The sequence below is a fragment of the Xylanibacillus composti genome, assembly GCF_018403685.1.
Lineage (GTDB): Bacteria > Bacillota > Bacilli > Paenibacillales > K13 > Xylanibacillus > Xylanibacillus composti.
On the sequence record NZ_BOVK01000038.1, the window covers coordinates 30271 to 51168 of the forward strand.

The 20898-nt window shown below is 55.1% G+C and carries 16 protein-coding genes; 15 read left to right on the forward strand and 1 reads right to left on the reverse strand.

Annotation, left to right across the window (positions count from 1 at the left end; translation table 11 throughout):
* The first annotated feature begins 65 nt into the window (after nt 1–65).
* The 9 genes from prfB (at nt 66) to argH (ending at nt 10602) form a co-directional block, all read left to right on the forward strand.
* Nucleotides 66–1167 (forward strand): peptide chain release factor 2 gene (prfB, locus tag XYCOK13_RS13965; protein ID WP_373314407.1). Its coding sequence is split into 2 segments (ribosomal slippage): nt 66–137 and nt 139–1167, totalling 1101 coding nucleotides; the frame shifts between segments, so codons are not numbered across the junction.
* Nucleotides 1168–1352: 185 nt separating this feature from the next.
* A complete protein-coding gene (locus XYCOK13_RS13970; RefSeq protein ID WP_213412784.1) occupies nt 1353–2237 on the forward strand; it encodes a YitT family protein in 885 nt (294 codons plus the stop codon).
* A 170-nt stretch (nt 2238–2407) separates the two neighbouring features.
* Complete coding sequence (argC, locus tag XYCOK13_RS13975) at nt 2408–3457, forward strand: N-acetyl-gamma-glutamyl-phosphate reductase (RefSeq protein WP_213412785.1); 1050 nt, start codon at nt 2408–2410, stop codon at nt 3455–3457.
* 79 nt (nt 3458–3536) lie between these two features.
* A complete protein-coding gene (argJ, locus tag XYCOK13_RS13980) occupies nt 3537–4769 on the forward strand; it encodes a bifunctional glutamate N-acetyltransferase/amino-acid acetyltransferase ArgJ (protein WP_373314408.1) in 1233 nt (410 codons plus the stop codon).
* Nucleotides 4770–4784: 15 nt separating this feature from the next.
* On the forward strand, nt 4785–5576 hold the full coding sequence (gene argB, locus XYCOK13_RS13985) for an acetylglutamate kinase (RefSeq protein WP_213412787.1): 792 nt from the start codon (nt 4785–4787) through the stop codon (nt 5574–5576).
* 27 nt (nt 5577–5603) lie between these two features.
* Nucleotides 5604–6794, forward strand: coding sequence for an acetylornithine transaminase (gene argD / locus XYCOK13_RS13990; protein WP_213412788.1), 1191 nt, complete (start codon nt 5604–5606; stop codon nt 6792–6794).
* Between the two features lies 1 nt (nt 6795).
* Complete coding sequence (gene argF / locus XYCOK13_RS13995; protein WP_213412789.1) at nt 6796–7752, forward strand: ornithine carbamoyltransferase; 957 nt, start codon at nt 6796–6798, stop codon at nt 7750–7752.
* A 56-nt stretch (nt 7753–7808) separates the two neighbouring features.
* Complete coding sequence (locus XYCOK13_RS14000) at nt 7809–9050, forward strand: argininosuccinate synthase (RefSeq protein ID WP_213412790.1); 1242 nt, start codon at nt 7809–7811, stop codon at nt 9048–9050.
* Nucleotides 9051–9189: 139 nt separating this feature from the next.
* A complete protein-coding gene (gene argH / locus XYCOK13_RS14005; RefSeq protein ID WP_213412791.1) occupies nt 9190–10602 on the forward strand; it encodes an argininosuccinate lyase in 1413 nt (470 codons plus the stop codon).
* A gap of 401 nt (nt 10603–11003) precedes the next feature.
* On the opposite strand, the gene XYCOK13_RS14010 is transcribed toward argH, so the two are convergent.
* Entirely contained in the window at nt 11004–12488 is a 1485-nt protein-coding gene (locus tag XYCOK13_RS14010; RefSeq protein WP_213412792.1) for a VanW family protein, read from the reverse strand.
* A 189-nt stretch (nt 12489–12677) separates the two neighbouring features.
* Here XYCOK13_RS14010 and ftsE point away from each other — a divergent pair, with 189 nt between their 5' ends.
* The 6 genes from ftsE to uvrB all read left to right on the forward strand — a co-directional run bounded on the left by ftsE (nt 12678) and on the right by uvrB (nt 20884).
* Entirely contained in the window at nt 12678–13364 is a 687-nt protein-coding gene (gene ftsE / locus XYCOK13_RS14015; protein WP_213412793.1) for a cell division ATP-binding protein FtsE, read from the forward strand.
* Nucleotides 13354–14271 carry a permease-like cell division protein FtsX gene (gene ftsX / locus XYCOK13_RS14020; protein ID WP_213412794.1) on the forward strand — a complete coding sequence of 306 codons (918 nt, stop codon included), beginning with the start codon at nt 13354–13356 and terminating at the stop codon, nt 14269–14271. The genes ftsE and ftsX overlap by 11 nt, the downstream gene beginning before the upstream one ends.
* An 18-nt stretch (nt 14272–14289) precedes the next feature.
* Nucleotides 14290–15471 carry a murein hydrolase activator EnvC family protein gene (locus XYCOK13_RS14025; protein WP_213412795.1) on the forward strand — a complete coding sequence of 394 codons (1182 nt, stop codon included), beginning with the start codon at nt 14290–14292 and terminating at the stop codon, nt 15469–15471.
* 157 nt (nt 15472–15628) lie between these two features.
* The gene (locus tag XYCOK13_RS14030; protein ID WP_244865165.1) at nt 15629–17146 is read left to right on the forward strand and encodes a S41 family peptidase; all 1518 of its coding nucleotides are present in this window, start codon (nt 15629–15631) and stop codon (nt 17144–17146) included.
* A gap of 122 nt (nt 17147–17268) precedes the next feature.
* Entirely contained in the window at nt 17269–18585 is a 1317-nt protein-coding gene (locus XYCOK13_RS14035) for a PDZ domain-containing protein (RefSeq protein WP_213412797.1), read from the forward strand.
* A gap of 301 nt (nt 18586–18886) precedes the next feature.
* Nucleotides 18887–20884, forward strand: a complete 1998-nt coding sequence (gene uvrB, locus XYCOK13_RS14040) for an excinuclease ABC subunit UvrB (RefSeq protein ID WP_213412798.1) — start codon at nt 18887–18889, stop codon at nt 20882–20884.
* Nucleotides 20885–20898 lie beyond the last annotated feature (14 nt).

Below are 20898 nucleotides of genomic sequence, written 5' to 3' on the forward strand. Positions count from 1 at the left end.
ACTGGCCTGTTTCCCGCTTCGTTCCAGCTGTTCAGCCATTGATTATTTCGAGAGGTGAAGCAATCATGATCGACGCAGAGATTCGCCACGCGGCCAAAGAAGCGGCTGCACGTATTCTTACCCTTAGGGGGTCTCTTTGACTTAGAATACAAGCTGGAGCAGATTGAGAACTATGAAGTGAAGATGAGCGAGCCGGATTTCTGGGATGACAACGAACGCGCACAGAAGCTGATCGCCGAAAGCAATGCGCTCAAATCGGTCGTAGACCAGTATGAGAAGCTGGCGCAGCAGCAGGAGGATCTCGCTGCCATGATCGAGCTCGTCGAGGAAGAGAATGACGAATCGCTGGAGGCGGAAATTCGTGAAGCTGCGGATGAGCTTATGGCCGGACTCAAGGCATTTGAGCTGCAGCTGATGCTCAACGGTCCGTACGACAAGAACAATGCGATTTTGGAGCTGCACCCGGGAGCGGGCGGCACCGAGTCGCAGGACTGGGCGGAAATGCTTCTGCGCATGTACCGCCGCTGGGCCGAGCAGCATGAGTACAAGGTCGAGGTCCTGGACTATCTGCCCGGCGACGAAGCCGGCGTGAAGAGCGTGACGCTGCTCATACGCGGGCACAACGCATACGGCTACCTGAAGGCGGAGAAGGGCGTCCACCGCTTGGTGAGAATTTCCCCATTCGATGCTTCCGGCAGGCGCCATACCTCTTTTGTCTCCTGCGATGTCATGCCGGAAATCGACGATGACAACTCAGAGATAGAAGTGCGCCCCGAGGACTTGCGGATCGATACGTACCGATCGAGCGGGGCAGGCGGCCAGCACGTCAACAAGACGGAGTCGGCTGTCCGGATCACACACATTCCAACAGGCATCGTTACCGCCTGCCAAACCGAGCGCTCACAGATTCAGAACCGCGAGCGCGCGATGCGCATGCTGAAATCAAAGCTCTTGGAAAGACGCCTCGAGGAGCAGCAAAAGGAGATTGCGGAAATCAAGGGGGAACAGCTGGAGATCGGCTGGGGCAGCCAAATCCGTTCCTATGTCTTTCATCCGTACAGCATGGTCAAGGATCATCGGACGAACGTGGAGACGGGGAATGTGCAGGCTGTGATGGACGGCGAACTAGATCCCTTCATCGATGCTTATTTGCGCAAAGAAATTTAATGCATGCCTCATCCTGTTGGGCTGCCTCTAGGCGAAGCCCAGCGGGATGTTCTTTTATTTTCTGGCGCTGTCATGCAGGAAGACGGACGGGCAGGTATGCACGGGCAACGGGGCTGCGGAAAGAGAGCCAGCGGCGTCATGCCTGCAAGACACATACAGTTGATGAGGACAGGAAGGGTCAGAAGATGATGCGAAAAGCAAGACGGGGACAATCCAGAATCCAATCGAACAGCAGCTTGTACCGGCTGTATGAATATGGACTGCTGCTGGCCGGTGCGTTTGTCGTCGCGGCCAGCTTCAATCTGTTTCTGAATCCGAATCAGATCGTGTCCGGCGGGGTAGCAGGCATATCGACGATTGCGGAGCATGTATTCGGATTTGAACCGGCGATTGTGCAATGGGCGCTGAACATTCCGATATTTCTTGCGGGATGGTGGCTCTTGGGCGGCGGTTTTGGCTTGAAGACGGTGCTCGGTTCCATCATATTGCCATTCTTCGTGCTGCTGACAAGCAGTTGGTCACCGCCGACACCGAATTTGCTGTTGGCTGCGATTTATGGCGGCATCGGGGTTGGCGCCGGGATAGGTCTGGTCTTCCGCGGCAGGGGCTCCACAGGCGGCTTGGATACAGCAGCGCAAATCCTGCACAAGTATACGGGGCTTAGCCTGGGCATGGCGCTGGCGATCTTCGATGGAGCGGTGATCGTAAGCGCCGGGATCATCTTTACGCCAGAGAAGGCGCTGTATGCGCTGATCGGACTGTTTGTCACCGCGAAGACAATCGATGTGATGCAGGTGGGATTTTCTACGTCGAAGGTTGCGTACATCATTTCGGACAAGGCAGAACAATTGCAGCCCGTGATTTTGCAGGATCTCGACAGGGGCCTGACTCGCTTGCACGGATATGGCGGCTATACGGGGGAGCAGAAGAACGTTCTGATGGTCGTAGTCGCGCAGCGGGAAATTGCCAAGCTGAAAGGACTTGTCCGCTCAGTCGATCCGCATGCATTTATGATTTTGAGCGATGCGTCCGAGGTATTAGGTGAGGGCTTCAAAATCGGAAATCCTTAATGTTTTTGATTGTGCATCACTGATTTGATTGTCCTCCTCTTGCTCATTTTTACGTTCTATACTATTCTATACCTGCTGACGTAAATCCAGAAAACACACATTGAATTTTAATGCATCAAATTGTATAATCATACATAACTTATTTTGTACGGGAAAAGGGGACGGTTACGATGTCAAATCCATTGCGCGCGGCTATAGTTGGATCGACCGGATACGGCGGTGTGGAGCTGATTCGGTTGCTGCAGCATCATCCGCAAGTCGAGATCACGTCTGTCATTTCGTCTTCCTCAGCTGGCACACCAATTACGGAAGGCTTTCCTCATTTGCACAGCATCATGACAGACAATCTGGACGCTGTGGACATTCCGCTTATTCAAAGCAAGGCTGACGTGGTGTTTTTGGCGACGCCGTCCGGGGTAAGTGTAAAGCTGGCGCCTCAATTTCTGGACGCCGGTTTGAAAGTGATTGATCTCTCAGGCGATTATCGATTGAAATCGGGTGAAGCGTACAAAACCTGGTATAAGCACGATCCTGCGGAAGAGCGCTATTTGCAGCAGGCTGTTTATGGTCTTGCCGAGATTTACGGTACACAGGTGAAGGGGCAGCCGTTTATCTCCAATCCGGGCTGCTACCCGACTGCGACCCTCTTGGCCTTGTGGCCGGCTGTGGAGCGGGGATGGATTGACCCGGCTTCGATCATCATTGACGCCAAGTCTGGCGTATCCGGTGCCGGGCGCGGTCAGAGCCTGACCGTGCACTATTCGGAAATCAATGAGAACTTCCGCGCCTACAAGGTCAACAAGCATCAGCACATTCCGGAGATTGAACAGGTTCTGAGCGACGCTGCGGGCAAGCCGGTCAACGTCACCTTCACGACTCATCTCGTTCCGATGACGAGGGGGATCATGACGACGATTTACGGCGTGCAGTCGGAAGCGCGCACGGATCAGGATTGGGTTCGGGCGTATGAGGAGTATTATGCAGGGAAGAAGTTCGTCCGCATTCGGCCAGCCGGACAGTGGCCGGCAACGAAGGAAGTAACGGGATCGAACTATTGCGACATCGGATTTGCCGCGGATGCGCGCACTGGAAGAATCACGATCATTTCTGTCATTGATAATGTAGTGAAGGGCGCAGCCGGCCAGGCCATTCAAAACTTGAACTTAATGATGGGATGGGACGAGGCGCTTGGCCTTCATATGGCGCCAGTGTATCCTTAAGAGTTTTATAGTTTCATACACAGGTCATGCAGGGCTAAGCGGCCTGGGCGAATGTATAGAGAAAGCAGGGGCGACGAGGATGGAAATGGAAGAACACAAACAGGTTCATATCGTGGAAGGCGGCTCCGTCACGACACCGAAGGGATTTCGCGCAGGAGGCTTGCATTGCGGCATCAAGAAGACCGCGCGCAACGATCTGGGTGCGATCCTGTGCGAGGTTCCGGCGGAAGCCGCCGCGGTATTTACGACGAATATTTTTCAGGCTGCACCGCTGAAGATCACGCGTGAAAGCTTGACTGCGGGTAACAGGCTGCAAGCGATGATCGTGAACTCCGGCAATGCGAATGCCTGCACCGGCCAGCAGGGAGAGGATGATGCGCGCAGCATGCGGGCAGCGGCAGCTCAAGCATGGGGAATGCCGGAGCATTATGTAGGCGTGACCTCCACGGGCGTAATCGGCGAGCTGTTGCCGATGGATAAGGTGCTGGCCGGCATAGCCGGACTGCCTGAAGCCGTTACTGCGGTCGGGGGACCTGCCTTCAACGAGGCGATCCTGACGACGGATTTGGTGGAAAAGACGATCTGTGTGCGCGTGGACATTGATGGCGTGCCTGTCCATATTGCCGGTGCCGCCAAAGGCTCCGGCATGATCCATCCGAATATGGCTACCATGCTCGGCTTTATTACGACCGATGCAAACATTCGCGCGGCAGAGCTGCAGAAGTTGCTCAGCGAGGCAACGGATACCTCGTTCAATATGATCACCGTTGACGGAGATACCAGTACGAACGATATGGTTGTAGCCATGGCGAGCGGCTTGGCAGAGCATGAGCCTCTGAGCGAGCAGCATCCGCAATGGGCGGCGTACGCCGCGGCATTTCAGCACGTGGCGCAGCACTTGGCCAAGGCGATTGCCCGGGACGGCGAAGGCGCCACCAAACTCATAGAAGTTACCGTCAACGGTGCGGTCTCGCATGAAGCGGCCCGTGCCATCGTGAAGACGATTATAGGGTCCAGTCTGGTCAAGACGGCTGTCTTTGGCGCGGATGCGAACTGGGGACGCATCATCGCTTGTGTCGGACGCGCGGGTCAGCCTGTGAATCCGGACACGGTAGATATTCAAATCGGGGATATCCGAACTTTGGAGAAGTCGCGGCCGGTCCGTTTCGACGAAGAGAAGGCCGAGGCGTACTTGAAGTCGGATACGATTCAGATCCGGGTAGATTTGAACATGGGTGAAGGCACAGCGACCGGCTGGGGCTGCGACCTGACGTATGAGTATGTGCGAATTAATGCGGCTTATCGGACGTAACGGGGAGGGTAACCGATGAACGACTGTTTTGTCATGAAGTGCGGCGGAAGCACATTGGCGGAGCTTCCAGACGCCTTCTTCGAGGAATTGGGGAGCTTGCAGGCCGAAGGGATGATTCCGGTCATCGTGCATGGCGGCGGACCGGCTATTTCGGAAACGCTGGCCAAGCTGGACATTCCGAGCGAATTTGTTGGCGGACTGCGGAAAACAAGCGAGGCCGTGCTTGACGTTGTGGAGATGGTATTGGCTGGCAGGATCAACAAAGAGATTGTCCGGCGCATCCAGAGCTCGGGAGCAACCGCTCTAGGGGTGAGCGGTGTGGATGGCATGCTGATTGTGGCGGAGCCTGTCCCGAATGCAGATGAGATCGGCTTCGTAGGCGATGTCGTGGACGTCCAGGCATCCCTAGTGCGAGGCATTGTGGATATGGGCTATATGCCGGTTATTGCACCGATTGGCATTGACCGTGCCGGACAGCGCTACAACATTAATGCAGATACAGCGGCAGGGGCAGTTGCTTCCCATATTGGAGCGGAACGGATGATCGTGGTGACAGATGTGCCGGGCATTCTGCGAACAGCTGACAACGGCGAGAAGCAAGTCATGCCTGCTGTAACCCGGGAAGAAATTGAAGCGATGATCGATTCTGGCGATATCTACGGAGGCATGATCCCGAAGGTGCGGGCTGCGATGAAGTGTCTGCACGGACAGGTTCAGGAGGTCGTCATCGTGGACGGCAAAGTTCCCGGTATCTTGAGGCAAGTGCTTGATGGCGCGGCGGTTGGCACGCGGATTGTGAAGGAATAAGGGGTTATCAGGAAGGGGAGTATCAGGATGCAGGACAAGAAGGCGGCGCTGTTTCCCACGTACGCGCGGTTTCCATTGACACTCGTCAAGGGCGAGGGCAGCAAGCTCTGGGATGATCAGGGCAATGAATATTTAGACTTTTTCAGCGGCTTGGCCGTAACCAATTTGGGTCATGCGCACCCGGCTGTGAAGGCAGCCGTTCTCGAACAGGCCGATATACTGTGGCATGTATCGAACCTGTACCACATCCCGGGCCAGGAGAAGCTGGCAGAGGAACTGACAGCCGCAAGCTGCGCGGATCGGGCGTTTTTCTGCAACAGCGGAGCTGAAGCGAACGAGGCAGCCATCAAGCTGGCACGCCGCTATCACCAACTGGTACGACGCGAGCAGCGTTATGAAATTGTTACCTTCCATCAGTCGTTCCATGGCCGCACGCTAGCCACCTTGACCGCAACCGGCCAGGATAAAGTGAAGGAAGGGTTCGCGCCTCTTCCTGAAGGATTTGTCTATGCGAACTTTAACGATATGGAATCCGTGAAGAAAGCGATCCATAACCGTACGGCGGCAGTCATGCTGGAAACCGTTCAAGCAGAGGGCGGTGTGCATGTGGCAGACCAGGCCTTCCTGAAGGAGTTGGCTGCCCTGTGCCGGGAGCAAGGGATTCTGCTCATTCTTGATGAGGTGCAGACCGGTATGGGACGGACCGGCAAGCTGTTCTCCTATGAGCATTTCGGCATTGAGCCGGACATCTTCACCCTGGCGAAGGGACTGGGCAACGGTTATCCGATTGGGGCGGTACTCGCCAAGGAGAAGCTGGCCGAGGCCTTCTCTCCGGGCAGCCATGGCTCTACCTTCGGCGGCAACCCAATGGCATCGGCCGTAGCACGGGCAGTGCTGCGCACGATGCAAGAGGAAAAGCTGCCGGAGCGCGCGCATAAGCTGGGTGCCAATATGGTGCGCCGCCTGCAGGAAGCCCTGCAGGATAACCCGTTCGTTCGGGAAGTGAGGGGCCTTGGTCTGCTGATTGGCATCGCCTGTACAGAACCGGTGGCTGATCTCGTCGCGCAAGCTCGCGAACAAGGGCTGCTCGTCGTGACTGCAGGCCCGAATGTTATCCGTCTTCTCCCGAATTTGCTCCTAACGGAAGAAGAAATGGAGCGCGGGCTGGACGTGCTGACTTCGCTATTGGCCAAACAGACGGTAGGAGAGGGGATTTGAGATGAATCATACGGTAAAAGAAGAGCTGGCAACGGGCTTGAAGGGCCGCGATTTTCTGGCGCTGGTTGATTATACGCCGGATGAAGTGCGCTACTTGCTGGACCTGGGCATCGAGCTGAAGCGCAAGCAGAAAGCAGGGGAGCTCTATCAGCCGCTTAAGGGCAAGACGCTTGGCATGATCTTTGAGAAAAATTCCACTCGTACCCGCGTTTCTTTTGAAGTGGGCATGTACCAGCTGGGCGGCCATGCGCTGTTCCTGAGCCGCAACGACCTGCAGCTGGGACGGGGCGAAACCGTGTGGGATACGGGACAGGTCATGTCCCGTTATCTGGACGGCATCATGATTCGAACCTTCGCCCACAAAAACGTGGTTGAATTGGCGCGCGGGGCGACGGTTCCGGTGATTAACGGATTGACGGATCTGTCTCATCCGTGCCAGGCCATGGCCGACTACCAGACCATTCTGGAGGTTAAGGGAAGTCTGGAGGGTGTAAAACTCGCTTACGTTGGGGACGGCAACAACATGGTGCATTCGCTCATGATGGGGGCGGCCAAGCTTGGCTTGCACATTGCGGTCGCGACGCCGGAAGGCTACGAGCCGGATAGCGAAGTGCTGGAGATGTCTCAGGAGAATGCGGAACAGACTGGAGCGAAGATTGAAGTGCTTCGCGATCCGAAAGAAGCTGTAAACGGAGCGGACTTTATTTATACAGATGTATGGGCCAGCATGGGCATGGAGGCGGAGCAGGAGCAGCGGCTCCAGGTGTTCAAGAACTATCAGGTGAACGAAGAGCTGGTGAAATACGCAAAGCCGGATTACCGGTTCCTGCATTGTCTGCCGGCGCATCGCGGGGAAGAGGTGTCCCAGGAAATTATGGACGGCAGCCATTCGATCGTATTCGATCAGGCTGAGAACCGGCTGCATGCGCAGAAGGCGATCATGGCAGCAATTATGTAATAGACTTCGGCAAGGATCGAGGATATAGACAAGAACGAGCTTGGGAGGGAATGTCAGTGGCAAAGGAAAAAATTGTGCTCGCCTATTCAGGCGGCCTGGACACGTCTGTCATTTTGGCGTGGCTGAAGGAAACCTACGATGCGGAAATTATCGCCTTTACAGCAGACATCGGTCAGAAGGAAGAGCTGGACGGCCTGGAGGAGAAAGCGATTCAGACAGGTGCGTCCAAAGTATACATCGATGATCTGCGCGAGGAATTTGCCCGCGATTTTATCTTCCCGATGTTTCAGTCGGGGGCTCTGTACGAAGGGCAGTATTTGCTTGGCACAAGCATTGCCCGTCCGCTGATTGCCAAGCGCATGGTAGAGATTGCCCGCGCGGAAGGCGCGACCGCCATTGCGCATGGCGCGACAGGCAAAGGCAACGACCAGGTGCGCTTCGAGTTGAATGCAGCGGCCTTGGCGCCGGAGATCAAGTGCATCGCTCCATGGCGATTGGACGAGTTCCGCGAGCAGTTCCCCGGCCGCGCAGAAATGATCGCCTATGCGGAGAAGCACGGGATTCCGGTAACCGCTTCAGCGGCAAAGCCATACTCCACGGACCGCAATCTGTTGCACATCAGCTTTGAAAGCGGCATGCTGGAGGACCCTTGGTTCGACGCCAGCGCGGAATCGAACGAAGATATGTATGTGCTCAGCGTATCGCCGGAACGGGCTCCGGATGAGCCGGAATACATCGAGATGGAATTCGAGCAGGGCAACTGCGTGGCGATTAACGGCAAAGCCATGGGCCCGCTTGAAGTGATGGAAACCTTGAACGAGCTTGGCGGCAAGCATGGCATCGGAAGGATCGATATGGTCGAGAACCGCTTCGTCGGCATGAAGAGCCGCGGCGTATATGAGACGCCAGGCGGGACGATTTTGTTCGTTGCGCATCGCAAGATGGAATCGCTGACGATGGACCGCGAAGTCATGAGCCTGCGCGATTCGCTTATTTCCCGCTATAGCGGTCTGGTGTATAACGGATTCTGGTTTGCGCCGGAGCGCCTTGCGCTCCAGGCTCTCATTGCGGAAAGCCAGAAAAATGTCACCGGCACCGTTCGTATGAAGCTGTACAAGGGCAATGTGATCAGCGCCGGGATCAAGAGTCCGGTCAGCTTGTACAACCCGGATATCGCCACAATGGAGGCAGATCCGACGCAGGCGTACAACCAGAATGACGCGACCGGCTTTATTAACTTGAACGCCTTGCGGTTGCGTGTACAGGCCGGGGTCGAACAGTCGAAACACAACAATTGACAGAAGTAACAGCACCTTTGCTGAACGAATAACGCCGGAAGCAACGGCGGCGAGCGAGTCGCGTCCCCGCGCAGCTGGGGAGCTTGACCCGCAGGCTGCGCTGCTCCGGCGATCTGTGTGAGTAAGGAAGGAGAACACGATGAGCAAATTATGGGGTGGCCGGTTTACGAAGAAGACCGACCAACTGGTAGAAGAATATACAGCCTCCATCGGCTTTGACAAAGAGCTGGCGGAGGAGGATATTCAGGGCAGTTTGGCGCATGTGGCCATGCTCGGCAAGTGCGGCATCCTGTCACCCGAAGACGTGGAGAAGATCACTGAGGGCCTGCACCAGGTGCAGATGAAAATCCGCCGCGGTGAAGTCGACTATGCAGTTTCCGATGAGGATATCCACATGAACATCGAAAAGCTGCTGATCGAGGAAATCGGTCCGGCAGGCGGCAGACTGCATACCGGACGGAGCCGCAACGACCAGGTAGCGACCGATATGCACCTGTATTTGCGCCGCAGGGTTGTGGAATTCGTACAGCTGCTGACCAATTTGCAGGAGGCGCTGCTCGGACAAGCGCGCGACAATTTGGATACGATTCTGCCTGGTTACACCCATTTGCAGCGGGCGCAGCCGATCTTGTTCGCCCATCATCTCATGGCATATGTAGCCATGTTTCAGCGCGATGTGGAACGGCTGCAGGACAGCTTCAAGCGGATCAATGTGCTGCCGCTAGGCGCAGGCGCGCTCGCGGGAACTACTTTCCCGATTGACCGTCACTTTGTAGCCGAAAAGCTGGGCTTCGATCGTGTATATGAAAACAGCCTGGATGCAGTGAGCGACCGTGACTTCATAGTGGAGTTTTTGGCCGCGGCTTCCATGATTATGATGCATCTTTCGCGATTCAGCGAGGAGCTGGTCCTGTGGTCCAGCACTGAATTCAATTTCGTCGAGCTGGACGATGCCTTCTGCACCGGCAGCAGCATCATGCCGCAGAAGAAAAATCCGGATGTGCCCGAGCTCATTCGCGGCAAGACCGGGCGCGTCTACGGCAACCTGATCGGGCTGTTGACGACGCTGAAGGCACTTCCGCTGGCTTACAACAAGGACATGCAGGAGGACAAGGAAGGCATGTTCGATACGGTCAAGACCTTGCAGGGAGCGCTGCAGCTGTTCGCCCCGATGGTCGCCACCATGCAGGTCAATCGCGATCGGATGCGGGATGCGGTCAACAAGGACTTCTCCAACGCAACAGATATTGCCGATTATCTGGTCAATAAAGGCCTGCCTTTCCGTCAGGCGCATGAAGTGATTGGCAAGACCGTGCTCTATTGCATTCAGAACAACAAGTACTTGCTGGATTTGGAGCTGGAGGAGTTCAATAAGTTCTCCAAGCTGTTTGAGGAAGACATTTACGATGTGTTGAAGCCGGAAAGCGTGGTCGATGCACGCGACGTGTATGGCGGCACTGCCCGCCGACAGGTAGAGCAGGCGGTAGAGCGGGCGGAGGCTGAGCTTGTGCAAACCCGCGAATGGGTGGAAGCACGTACAGAGAAGGAATAGCTGGAAGCATATAAGCATGCGGTTCTCAAACGGGGAAGCGCATGCTTTTTTTATGTTGCCAGCCCGGAAATAAAGAGGGGAAAGGAGAACCCGGGACAAGCTCCTTTCTTCTCATGAGCAGAATAATCAGCAGCAGGACAGGAAGGTTCGCTTCCCCTTACTCCCGATATCGACGATTTCGACAAAGACGGGTTTGGATTTGACCGTATACTCTTTCAAGCTGCGGCTTACCGGATCGATCATGTAGAATTCTGCGCACCCGGCAATCGTGTAGTACCCCGGCGCATCAATGGAAATCTCCCGTTCACCCTATCATGGTATGCAGGCAGATGCAGGGTATTCGGGCGCTTGCCCAGACCGATTCATTCCCGGTTGGTACAGGCGCTGCGCATGGCAGGGGATTATTCAAAGATCGGACCGAATACGCCATCCTCGATAATTTGCTTTTTCGGACCTGTTGGAGCCGTCTGCTCATTTTCGGCAGCTCCGGTATGCCGTGCGACAAGCCGGGGCTTGGGCTGATAACGATCTGTCGAGATCGTTTCGGTCTCTACCGCTTTGCCGTCAACGAGCTTGATCCGTTCTGTAATCACCTCATATCCAACTTTGCCTTCCTGGAGCAGGCGTTCTTCCCCTGGCTGCAAATGGTTGTTGCGCACGACCTTGACAGGGGGCTCGATCGTGCGGGTAACTTTCGAGCGAATCTGGTATTGCACGTTGCGCGGCAGCGTGCCGAACAGCTTGATTGTGATCGTCTTGCCCTTCACGGCTGTGCGAATTTGCAGATGCTTGCCGGTATTGTTCCGAAAGCGGAAGTTAATATAACCGGATGAGAAGGTGGCATCCTGCCCAAGCGGCACATATTGTATAGGCAGCGAGTGATTGCGCCGTTCGACAATTTCAAGTCCGCTGCGCAGCGCTGCGTTGTACAATGTGGTGGACACCTGGCAGATGCCGCCGCCGATCCCGGGGACGAACTTGCCGTTCAGAATAATCGGAGCTTCTTTGTAGCCGCTGTTTTGTCTGGTCTTTTCGACAACAGCACCATAGTCAAAAATATCGCCCGGCTTCAATATCATGTCCTGGATGGTATCCGCCGTAGCCTGAATGTTATGGACGCGTCCTGCGCCGCTGCGAGCGAAAGAAGTCGTGAACTCTGCAATTTTTCGCTCGATCCCCTCGTTTTTCAAAGTATCCACAGTGATAGAGGGGGGGATTACCCGCATCGGCAGCTTCAGCATAATCGGCTTCTGGGACTTGGCTGCGCCATGCTGCGCCATCTCGACCAGCGCTTCTTCGAGCAGCTGCTGGCTGATGCCGGAAAACTGCCGCTCAAGTGCATCAACATCCACATGCTCTACAGATCGGCCTTCTTTGTATTGCACCGTATCATGGCTGGTGATGGTCCGCTGGGCGTTGATCGGCTGCCTCGCCTGAATATCCGCCCACTCCCGCTGTACTACCGCATCAATGTCGCTTCGTTGTACAGTTGCGTGCAATGGGAAGGCCTGATCGCGCATTTGCCAGCGCGCGTGCGCCCGGCTGTAGGGGTTCCCGTTCAACACGCGTTCTAAATCGTCGCGAAGCTGCTCCGAATGGAGCCCCATACCGGCCATGTCAATCGTTATGGACACTGGCGGGCCAACGCTTGACTCGATTACAACCTGCCGCCGGCGCAGCGCTTCGGCGAGATGACCCAGCTCCCGATCCAGTTGCTGCATCGTCATCCCGCCAATTGTCCATGGGCCAATGTGAACTCCGCGCGGTACAGTTTGCTGAAGGCCGTACACGCCGACGGCCGCTGCCGCAAGCAGGGATGTCAGCATGCATGCCCCCAATAGAAGCCAGAGACTCCTGCCGCTTCCTCGATATTTCCAACGCTCCACGGGCCGCATCCTCCTTTATGCTACATTCTATGCTTGGCCTGCCCACAAATTTCCTAGCAAAGATAGACGAAATTTGCGCTGATAGATGGTATAATGTGAGATAATGGAGATTTTCCGAACTTCCTAAAGGAAATCCTCGTCTAGTGTCGAAATAGACTAATGCCAGATACACACAGGAGATGTGATACCGTGATCGAAATGCAGGATGTATGGAAGGATTATCCTGATGGGACACATGCTTTGCGAGAAGTGAACATCAAGATAGACCGCAATGAATTTGTCTACTTAGTAGGGCCCTCCGGGGCGGGAAAATCGACGTTTATGAAGCTGATTTATAGAGAAGAGAAGCCGACCAAAGGCCAAATTTTCGTGAACGGTTTTCATTTGGGGAAGCTGAAGCAGCGCAAGATTCCATTCGTACGCCGCAATATCGGCGTGATCTTTCAGGATTTTCGCCTGTTGCCCAAGCTGACCGTATACGAAAACGTGGCGTTTGCGATGGATGTGATTGAGGCGCCGAAGAAGCAGATCAAGAGAAGGACGATGGAAGTGCTCGATCTCGTCAAATTGAAGCATAAGGCAGACAGTCTGCCGTCACAGCTTTCTGGCGGTGAGCAGCAGCGCACAGCCATCGCCCGCGCGATTGTGAATAATCCATCGGTCATCATCGCGGACGAGCCAACAGGCAATCTGGATCCCGAGACATCGAACGGCATTATGCACTTGCTGGAGGAAATCAACTTCCGCGGCACGACGATTGTCATGGCCACACACAACAAAGAAATCGTCAATAACCTGCGCAAACGGGTTGTTGCCATAGAAGGCGGCACCATTGTCAGGGACGAGCAGCGGGGAGAGTACGGCTATGAAGTTTAGAACGCTGGTGCGTCACTTGCGGGAAGGCCATCTGAATGTGATCCGGAATGGCTGGATGTCCTTCGCTTCCGCATCGGCCATCGCGATATCGTTATTTGTTCTGGGTGTGTTTTTGCTGTTGGTGATGAATGTCGACAATTTGGCGCAGGAACTGGAGAACACTGTCGAGATCCGGGTACATCTGGATGTAGTCGTCCCGGAGGAGCAGATTGCCGGCATTCAGAATGAAATTGGCAAGATCCCGGAAGTCAGCAGAATCACCTTTGTTTCCAAGGACGAGGGACTGGAGATGCTGAAGGAGCGGCTGGGGGAGGAGAATAGGGAAATTATCGAAGGGTACGAAGGCGACCAGAACCCTTTGAACGATTCCTTCACCGTGAAGGTGGACGAGCCCCGCAATGTCGCTGCTGTCGCTGCCCAAATTGAAGCGATCAACAGCGGACAGTCCCCTCCGCCGATTGTCAAGGTACAGTATGGCAAAGGGTACGTGGAGCGGATGTTTGCGGTGACGCATGCGATTCGCATCGTCGGCATCGCCTTGGTCATTGGATTGGCATTCACCGCCATGTTCCTGATCTCCAATACGATCAAGCTGACCATTATCAGCCGCCGCCGCGAAATCTCGATTATGAAGCTGGTCGGAGCGACGAATAACTTTATTCGCTGGCCGTTTTTCGTAGAAGGCGCTTTGCTAGGGATAATAGGCGCGGCAATTCCCGTTCTCATTCTCTACTTCGGGTATGGCGCTATTGTGGAGCAAAGCCGGGTAGAGCTGGGGCTGATGATGCTGCAGCTGCTGCCGGTGGAGGAAGTTAGATCAACTGTGTTCGGCTCTCTAATGGGCATTGGCATTTTGATAGGCATATGGGGCAGCACCATTTCTGTCCGCAAGTTCTTGAAAGTGTGAGCGAGGGGGAATACGGTTTTGAAAAAGTGGATCGTACCGCTGATTCTGGTATTGACTGTTGCCGTTACGTATGCGCTGCCTGATCGGGGACAAGCCCGTTCAGAGCTTCAACAAATTAACGCCGAGATCGAAGCCGTTCGGGCGAAGCAAGCCCAGGCCAAGAAACGCGCGGAGGAAGCGAAAAACACCATTGTCCAGTTGGAAAATCAGAGGCAGCTTGTTCAGGCCGAGCTTGCCCAGCTTCAGGTGGAGATAGAGGAGGCCGGTGCAGAGAAGGCTCGGATTCAGAAAGAAATCATGGAATCGGAAATTGAGCTGGATATTGCGCAGCAGGAGAAGGAGATGGCGGAAGAACGCATACGACTGCGGGATGAGAAGCTGCAGTCTCGCCTGCGCCTCATGTATACGAACGGCAGTGTTTCTTATTTGGAAGTGCTGTTCAGCGCAACGAGCTTCACCGATTTCCTCGACCGCTATCAGTCGCTGCAGTCGCTGGTCGATCAGGACAAGCAAATGCTGGATGCAAACCGGTATGATTTGGCGCTGATTATGGAGAAGGAGCAGCAGATCAAGGCGCTGCTGACCCAGCAAACTGCGGATTACGAAAGAGTGGCGGAACTGGAAATGATCTTGGTCGCCAAGGAGAAGGAACGGGAGGTTCAGATCGCGTCGCTGAATGCGAATATTGAACACGAAGAAGGCGTCTCCGAGCAAATGAGCCAGGAAGCGGCCGAGCTGGCCAACCGTCAGGCGGAATTGCTGGCCAAGCAGAAGCAGTTGATTAATTTCAATAGCGGCGGCAATCTTGCCTACCCGTTGGAGAAATGGTACCCCATTACAAGCGGATATGGCACGCGTGTCGATCCAATTACCGGGAAGAAGGGCGCATCGCATTACGGCATTGACTTCGGAGCTCCGTCCGGCACCAACATTGTTGCAGCGCACAAGGGAACGGTAACGATAGCAGGCTGGGTGAACGGGTACGGCTATACCGTCGTCATTGACGACGGGGGCGGCATTCGTACGTGGTATTGTCATATGACAACGGGTTCGATTAAAGTAGAAGTTGGACAAGTAGTGGATACAGGCGAGGTATTAGGGAAGGTTGGTTCTACCGGTCGATCCACCGGGCCTCACTTGCACTTCGGGGTGCAGAAGAACGGCAGCTGGGTTAATCCGGCCGATTATTTGTCCTTATAAAATACGGAATTCTGATTTGGCGAGTCGGGGCATCCTTACGCAGTACGGAGGGGTGCCCCTTTTCTATACAGCTTTGTGACAAAGTTGATAAATGGGGCATGCCTGTCATATACTAGACAGACAGGAAGACAGCACTTAAGGTGGTGAGCGCGTGACAATGAAGGGCCGGAATTTGGCCGCGATTCTAATATTGGGGGCTTTGTTAGGCAGCCTGCTGACGATGTTTGCGCTGGAATGGATGGATCGATCGATCTTCGCCAACCAGCCGAATGGCAGCCAGCCCAGCCAGGAAGCATCGGTGGGCAAGGAGGGCGGACGCGTTCCAGCCCAAGCTCCGGGCGGCTCGGAAGAAGCGGGGCCTGGCGAATTGACAGCGGAACAAAGGCAGAAGCTCGAAACTGTATATAGACTGATCCAGACGAAGTTTTATGAAGAGGTGGATGGCGACAAGCTGGTTGACGGCGCCATATCAGGCATGCTGAGCTCGCTTGAGGATCCATATTCCGTTTATATGGATGCGCAGGAAGCCGAGCAGTTCAACGACTCGATGATCGAATCGACTTTCAGCGGTATCGGCGCGGAGGTTACGATGCAGGACGACCGTGTAACGGTTGTGGCGCCTATCAAGGGCTCGCCTGCGGAAAAAGCCGGCATCCGGGCGAAGGATGTCATCCTCTCCGTAAATGGAGAATCCTTGGATGGCTTGACGCTTAATGAGGCCGTTATGAAAATTCGGGGCCCCAAAGGCACGCAAGCGAAGCTGGAAGTGCTGCGGGCCGGCAGTTCCCAGCCGATCGAAATTATTGTCGTGCGAGCGGACATTGATGTCGAGACCGTCTTCGCGGAGCTGATGGAAGATGGAATCGGCAAGATAGAAGTGCGTCAGATAGCGACTAACACCGCGCAGCGCTTCCAGGAGGAGCTTGCAGCTCTGGAGGAGCGGGGAATGAAGGCGCTCATTATCGATATGCGCAACAACCCCGGCGGCATCCTGCAGGTGATCACACAGATGGCGGAGCCCTTTGTGCCTAAAGGAAAAACGATCGTGCAGGTGCAGGACCGGGAAGGGAAGCGTTCCAAGCAAGTTTCCGAAGGAACAGGCAAGCCATATCCGGTTACTGTGCTGGTGAACGGCGGCAGCGCGAGTGCAGCGGAAATATTCGCGGCGGCGTTGCAGCAGTCCGCAGGCGTCAAGGTTATCGGCGAGAAAACCTTCGGCAAGGGACTGGTCCAATCCACATATGACAGCGGGACAGGCGATGGCAGCACCATCAAGCTGACGATAGCCGGGTGGCTGACGCCGAATGGCACGAGCATCAACGAATCAGGCGTGCAGCCCGATATCACAGTGGAAATGCCCGACTATTACCATGCTGTGCCGCTTCCGAAGGATCGGGCGCTGAAGCTGGATGATCTCGGTCCGGAGGTTGCCAATCTGCAATTGATTCTGAAAGGGGTCGGCTACTCGCCGGCACGTGAAGACGGATATTTCAGCAGAGAAACCGCCGAAGCCCTGAAAGCTTTCCAGACCGACTTCAACTTGACGGCGACCGGCAAGCTGGACGAAGAAACGGCGATCAAGCTGGAGCAGGAGCTGATTGAGCGCATGCTAGAACCGGAAAGCGATGTGCAGCTTCAGGCAGCGATCCAATATTTACTGGAAACGCTCCGCTAACATTTTCGCCGACTCGGCAGGATATCCCGACCGAAAAAGCGAATTAGAAAAAGAAGGTTGACGGGGTCAGCCTTCTTTTTCGCTTTGCAGGCAGGGAATAATTGTGAGGAGACACCATCCTGATGGAAATGCTAACTGATGGACTTATCAATCTGGCTCAAGCAGTAGGCATGTTGTTTTTGACGCCATTCTATTATATTGCGCTTCTCTTTTTGTGGCTGCTTTACCGCAGGCAGATGTACCTGGAACGACGCTGCTATCATACTCGCTTGCATTCACTCGCAGGGCCTATGCTCGCTGCTGTTGGCGCAGGCTGGGCTGTCGGACTTGCGATGAGCTTGATTTTTCCATTTATCGGGATGCAGGTGAATGGACAAACGCTGATCCTGCTATGGGGAACAGCCCTTCTGTTGGTTTGGCTCCGAATTCGGTACTTTTGTCTGGCGTATGCGGCCGGCATGCTGGGCATCATTCGGGGAGTCTATGAGCTTCTTCCCGCAAGCTGGCAGGATGGACATCAAGTCCATGCGGCAGCGGGTTGGCTGACGGATGCGGTCGCAGGCGTGCACGTACCGTCGCTTTTGATATTAGCGGCGCTCACTCACATGGCGGAGGCCGCGCTGATTCGGCTGCAAGGGAGCCGCTGGGCTACGCCATTGTTCGTTGAGGGCAAGCGAGGCAAAATCGTTGGCGCCTATGGCATCCAGGGATTTTGGCCGGTTCCGCTATTTTTGATGGTGCCTGCCGGCGATGCAGGCGGGATTGCACTTCCCTGGCATACGCTGTTCCCTGCGGGAGCCGAATCCGGATGGACGTTTGCGGCATTTCCCGTGTTGATCGGATTCAGCGAATTGACAAAGACCAGGCTGGCGGAAGTGAAAACGCGCATGACGGCAGCACGGCTTGCGGCGTACAGTGTGTTCCTTCTGGCTTTGGCGCTGCTGACGCTGTGGCAGCAGTGGTCGCTGATTCCAGCGGGGATATTGGCTATTCTGCTTCATGAAGCGATAGCGCTGCTCAGCCACCGCGAAGAGGAACGCGATCCGCCGCTTTTCATTCACGACAGCAGAGGGCTGCGTGTACTGGGCATACTGCCGGGCAGTCCGGCCGACAAGATGGGCATTCGCGCCGGCGAGATCATTACGGCTGCGAACGGGCGCAAGGTTCGCTCGAAGGATGACCTGCACAGAGCCATTCAGACGAACTCGGCGTTCTGCAAGCTGGAGCTGCTGGACCGCCGCAGCGAGCCGCGCTTCGTGCAGCGGGCGCTTTATGCCGGCCAGCATCATCAATTGGGCATCATTCTCTCGCCGGACAACAGGACGGATGTATATGTTGAGTTTTTGAGCAAGCCGCTGTGGTCTTACTTCAAAATGAAGATGGCCGGCCTGCGCAGGAGAGGGAGCGATCCGCCGCCTGCCGACGGTGTAGGCATGTAGCCGTCGCAAGGCATGCGTGCTGCGGCGATAGAAGAGAAGACTCGCACAATGTTGTCATGCAGAGCATTGTGCGGGTCTTGTTTGTCTTGGCCAGGAAATTTCCGACTATCCTTCGCTTATATCGCAGAAGTCATTTGCACATCAATAGGAAAACAGCTATAATGAGGGAATGGGAACACACATTCTGATTATTCGAGCATTTTCGACCCTGTCTCAAGGATCGATTGACAGCATATACTCGCAGGGCGACACATAGGATGAATAGCTTTAGAGTCCTTTGGACTGGAAAGGGGAGATGACGATGAGCCAGATCGTCGTAAACAACAGGCCCTTTCAGCTGGTATCGGATTACGAGCCGCAGGGGGATCAACCCCGTGCGATCGAGCAGCTGGCGGAAGGGGTGCGCGCCGGGAAGAAGCATCAGACGTTGCTTGGCGCAACGGGAACGGGGAAGACATTTACGATTGCGCACACGATCGCAAAGCTGAATCGGCCGACTTTGGTGATCGCGCATAACAAGACGCTTGCGGCGCAGCTTTGCAGCGAATTCAAGGAGTTTTTCCCAAACAATGCGGTAGAGTATTTTGTCAGCTACTACGACTATTATCAGCCGGAAGCTTATATCCCTTCCTCGGACACATTTATCGAGAAAGACTCCAGCATTAACGACGAGATAGACAAGCTGAGACATGCGGCTACGAGCGCGCTGTTTGAACGGCGTGATGTCATCATCGTGGCAAGCGTATCTTGCATTTACGGTCTCGGTTCTCCTTCGGAGTATCGCGATTTGGTCGTATCTTTGCGTGTCGGCATGGAAAAGCCGCGCAATGAGATTTTGCATCAGTTGATCGATATCCAATACCAGCGCAATGACATCAACTTCGTGCGCGGCACATTCCGGGTGCGCGGGGATGTCGTAGAGATATTTCCGGCTTCGCGTGACGAGCACGCGTTCCGTGTGGAATTGTTCGGCGACGAAATTGAGCGCATAACGGAAATAGACGTACTCACAGGCGAAGTCCTCGGGGAGCGGGAGCATGTCGCCGTTTTTCCCGCTTCTCACTTCGTTACGCATGAAGAGACGATGAAACGGGCGCTTGTGAATATTGAGCGGGAGCTCGAGGAACGGCTTGCCGAGCTGAGAGATCAAGGCAAGCTGCTGGAGGCGCAGCGCCTGGAGCAGCGGACTCGCTACGACCTCGAAATGATGGCGGAGATGGGCTTCTGTTCCGGCATCGAGAACTACTCGGGACCGCTGACATTCCGCGAGCGGGGAGCGACTCCTTATACGTTGTTCGACTATTTTCCGGATGATTTTCTAATCGTTGTGGACGAGTCGCACGTTACTCTGCCGCAAATCAGGGGCATGTACAACGGCGACCGGGCCCGCAAGGAAGTGCTGGTGGAGCACGGCTTCCGCCTGCCTTCCGCACTGGACAATCGGCCGCTGCGCTTTGAGGAATTCGAGGAGAAGATCGGGCAGATCGTATATGTATCCGCAACGCCAGGCCCTTATGAGCTTGAGAAATGTCCGACAATGGTCGAGCAGATCATTCGTCCTACCGGGCTGATCGATCCGGAAATCGAGGTGCGCAAGACGGAAGGGCAAATAGACGATCTGCTCCACGAGGTCAATCTGCGCATAGAGCGGGACGAGCGCGTCCTGGTGACCACGTTGACCAAGAAGATGGCGGAGGATCTTACCGCGTACTTGAAGGATCTGGGCATTAAGGTGCGCTATTTGCATTCGGAGATCAAAACACTGGAGCGCATGCAGATTTTGCGCGATCTCCGGCTTGGCGTCTTTCATGTGCTGGTGGGGATTAATCTGCTGAGGGAGGGGCTGGACTTGCCGGAAGTATCCCTTGTGGCCATTCTGGATGCCGACAAGGAAGGATTCTTGCGGGCTGAGCGCTCTCTCATTCAGACCATTGGCCGAGCAGCGAGGAATGCTGAGGGACGGGTTATCATGTATGCGGACAAGATGACCGATTCGATGCGGAAGGCGATTGATGAAACAGAGCGCCGCCGTACCATTCAGCTTGCATACAATGAGAAGCACAAGATTACACCGCAGACCATCCGCAAGAAAGTGCGCGATGTAATCGAAGCAACGAAGGCTGCGGAGGAGCAAGCCGATTACAAGACTGTCTACAGCGAAGCGAAGATGTCGAAATCCGACAAGCTGGCGCTCGTCGAAAGATTGGAGCACGAAATGAAGGAAGCAGCCAAGGCGCTGCAGTTTGAACGGGCCGCGGAGCTTCGCGATGCGGTAATGGAACTGAAAGCCAGCATGTAAAGGAGTGGCACGGT

Coding starts and splice junctions, on each gene's coding strand:
- argB (WP_213412787.1), top strand. CDS start 4,785: ATGAACGACTGTTTTGTCATGAAGTGCGGCGGAAGCACATTGGCGGAG.
- argJ (WP_373314408.1), top strand. CDS start 3,537: ATGGAAATGGAAGAACACAAACAGGTTCATATCGTGGAAGGCGGCTCC.
- XYCOK13_RS13970 (WP_213412784.1), top strand. CDS start 1,353: ATGATGCGAAAAGCAAGACGGGGACAATCCAGAATCCAATCGAACAGC.
- ftsX (WP_213412794.1), top strand. CDS start 13,354: ATGAAGTTTAGAACGCTGGTGCGTCACTTGCGGGAAGGCCATCTGAAT.
- argD (WP_213412788.1), top strand. CDS start 5,604: ATGCAGGACAAGAAGGCGGCGCTGTTTCCCACGTACGCGCGGTTTCCA.
- argF (WP_213412789.1), top strand. CDS start 6,796: ATGAATCATACGGTAAAAGAAGAGCTGGCAACGGGCTTGAAGGGCCGC.
- uvrB (WP_213412798.1), top strand. CDS start 18,887: ATGAGCCAGATCGTCGTAAACAACAGGCCCTTTCAGCTGGTATCGGAT.
- argH (WP_213412791.1), top strand. CDS start 9,190: ATGAGCAAATTATGGGGTGGCCGGTTTACGAAGAAGACCGACCAACTG.
- XYCOK13_RS14035 (WP_213412797.1), top strand. CDS start 17,269: ATGGAAATGCTAACTGATGGACTTATCAATCTGGCTCAAGCAGTAGGC.
- argC (WP_213412785.1), top strand. CDS start 2,408: ATGTCAAATCCATTGCGCGCGGCTATAGTTGGATCGACCGGATACGGC.
- XYCOK13_RS14030 (WP_244865165.1), top strand. CDS start 15,629: ATGAAGGGCCGGAATTTGGCCGCGATTCTAATATTGGGGGCTTTGTTA.